This is a genomic window from Ideonella sp. P3_A4 (assembly GCF_056403075.1).
On record NZ_JBFUGE010000732.1, the window covers coordinates 1 to 2,698 of the forward strand.

At 70.0% G+C, this 2,698-nt stretch carries 3 protein-coding genes and 1 pseudogene; all 4 read right to left on the reverse strand.

The window, feature by feature from the left end; genetic code table 11:
• A pseudogene (locus AC1DYI_RS31895) lies at positions 1 to 447 on the reverse strand (thymidine phosphorylase); the annotation flags it as partial.
• An 11-nt stretch (positions 448 to 458) separates the two neighbouring features.
• Positions 459 to 1,226, reverse strand: a complete 768-nt coding sequence (gene deoC, locus AC1DYI_RS31900; protein WP_477208127.1) for a deoxyribose-phosphate aldolase — start codon at positions 1,224 to 1,226, stop codon at positions 459 to 461.
• Positions 1,227 to 1,235: 9 nt separating this feature from the next.
• Positions 1,236 to 1,787: a DUF2867 domain-containing protein gene (locus AC1DYI_RS31905; protein WP_477208128.1), complete on the reverse strand. Its 552-nt coding sequence runs from the start codon at positions 1,785 to 1,787 to the stop codon at positions 1,236 to 1,238.
• A 23-nt stretch (positions 1,788 to 1,810) separates the two neighbouring features.
• Entirely contained in the window at positions 1,811 to 2,638 is an 828-nt protein-coding gene (locus AC1DYI_RS31910; protein ID WP_477208129.1) for a purine-nucleoside phosphorylase, read from the reverse strand.
• Positions 2,639 to 2,698: the final 60 nt, after the last annotated feature.

The following is a 2,698-nucleotide window of genomic DNA, read 5'->3' on the forward strand; positions in this document are numbered from 1 at the left end:
CAGCGCCGCTGGCTCGGGCATCAGTTGGTAGCCGGGCAAAGCGGCCAGCTTGTCCAGCGTGCCGCCGGTGTGGCCCAGGCCGCGGCCCGAGATCATCGGCACGAAGCCGCCGCAAGCCGCGACGATCGGCGCCAGCATCAGGCTGACCTTGTCGCCGACGCCGCCGGTCGAGTGCTTGTCGAGCACCGGGCCGGGCAGGTCCAGCTCGGCCCAGCGCAGGCGCTCGCCGCTGTCGGCCATCGCGCGGGTCAGCGCCACGGTTTCAGCTTCTTCCATGCCGCGCAGCAGCACGGCCATCGCCATCGCGGCGGCCTGGGCTTCAGTCCAACGGCGTGTGTCTTGTTCGGGCGCGGCGAGGCCGTCGACAAAGGCTTGCACCTCGGCGGCGGACAGCGCATGCCCGTCGCGCTTGGTGCGAATGACTTCCTGCGGCAGCAAAACGGTCATGTGGACTGGCCTCAGTAACCGCCACCGGCGGGCGCGGACGCGCTGCCGCTCAGCACGGCTTCGATGTCGTCGAGCAAGCCGCTGGCACCGATGCGAAAACGCGCCGGCACGCCGGCTTCGCTGCCCAGGTGCTCGGTCACCAGGCCAAGGTACAGCGCCGCGTCGGCCACGCTGCGCACCCCGCCCGAGGCCTTGAAGCCGACAGTGGCTGAACGCGCGTCGGCCGCGATGGCCTCCAGCATCGCGCGGGCTGCTTCCGGCGTGGCGCCGACAGGCACCTTGCCGGTGCTGGTCTTCAGGAAATCGGCGCCCTCGCCCAGCGCGATGCGGCTGGCTTCGGTGATGCGCGCCGGCGTTTCCAGCATGCCGGTTTCGAGGATCACCTTCAGCCGCAGCCCATCGCTGGCGCGGCGCGATGCCGCCAGCACCCGCGCCACAGCGCCGGTGTCGCCGTCGAGCAGCGCCTGCCACGGCAGCACCACGTCGACCTCTTGCGCGCCGGCTTGCACGATCTCGCCCACATCGCGCTGCGCGCGTTCGGGCTTCGCATCGCCCTGCGGAAAGTTGGCCACCGCGGCGACAGCAATCGAGGCCGGCAGCCGGCGCCGAGCCAGCCCCGCCAGGCGCGGCCAGACACAGACCGCGGCCACCGGGCCGAAGCGGCCGTGGGCTCGCACGCACAAGCGCTCGATGTCGGCCTCGGTGTCGTCGTCGTTCAGGCGTGTCAGGTCCAAGCAGGCCAAAGCCTGCCGGGCCACGCGCTCCAGTTCAGCATTCATCGTGTTCATTCATTGCAACTCAGGCTTGCAGGGCCAACCCGCCAGCACGGCGCGACGCAAATGGCCTTGCACGACCCGGCGGTGGAACGGCGCAATCAGCCTCAGGTAGCTTCGGCCCAGCAGGTTGTGGCATTGCACGACGGTGGACACCACCAGCCGCCTAGCACCGCCGCCCGCCGCGCCGGGGGCCACCAGCACCGAGACGCGAAAGTCCAGGTGCTTGTCGTCTTCTCCCAGGATGATTTCGTGCGACCGGGTCTCGTAGATGCGGAACAGGCCGACGCGCGGCACCGTCGCTGCGGCCGGTGACGTCAAGTGCTTCGCCGTCTTCAGGCCGAAACCGGCAACCATCGCATCGCGCAGCGACATCAACGGGGGGACCCAAGCCGGCTGCTGGGCGAACAGGAAACGGGCCAGCGATTCGGGGTCACCGGTCGCGTTGTCGGGCAGCGCCACCGCGAAGGCATCTGCCAGATCGGTTGTCTTGTAGAAACCGGTGACAGGCGACTCGGACGCAGAGGGCAGCGCGACCGGGCTGACCGAAGCGGAAGGGGTGGGCATGGGCATGCGGATCGGGGTGGCGATCAATCGTGCAGTGCAGCAAGGATCGCACAGAGCAACTCCACCGCTTGCCCGCCGGCCTGCTCGGCCACGCTGAGGGTCTGGTGATGGCTCAGCGCCACGTCTGCCAGGCCACAGCCCAGGTTGGTGATCAGCGACAGCGCCAGCACCTTCAGGCCGGCGTGGCGCGCGAGGATGGTCTCGGGCACCGTGCTCATGCCGACCGCATCGGCGCCCAAGCGCTGCAGCATGCGGATCTCCGCCGGCGTCTCGAACTGCGGGCCCAGCATCCAGGCGTAGACGCCTTCGCGCAGTGGGCGGCCGAGGGTCTGCGCAGCCGACTGCGCACGAGCACGCAGCGCGGCGTCGTAGGCCTCGGCCAGGTCGACGAAACGCTCGTTGCCGACCTCGCCGATCAGCGGCGAGCGCTGCACCAGGTTCAAGTGGTCGGCGATCAGCATCACGTCTCCCGGCGGCAGCGCCGGGTCCAGGCTGCCGGCAGCGTTGGTCTGCACCAGCGTGCGCACGCCGGCCGCAGCCAAGGTGCGGATCGGGCCCTTCATCGCCGCCGCGTCGCCAGACTCGTAGGCATGCTTGCGGCCGCACAGCACCATCACCGGCGCCGAGCCGATGCGGCCGATCAGCAAACGGCCGGCATGGCCGCCGACGCCGATCGGCGGGAACGCCGGCAGGTCGCCGTACGGCACGTCGACGGCGTCTTGCACGCGGTCGGCCAGGCCACCCCAGCCGGAGCCGAGCACGACGGCGGTTGTCGGCAAGGCCATTGCACCGGCACGCTCACGCAACAGCGTGGCCGAGCGCTGCACGTCGGTTTCGAATTCAAGATGCATCGCGGCCGTCCTTCTTCATCAAATGGGTGGGCCCGAAACTCGCGGGCAACAGGTCGGCCA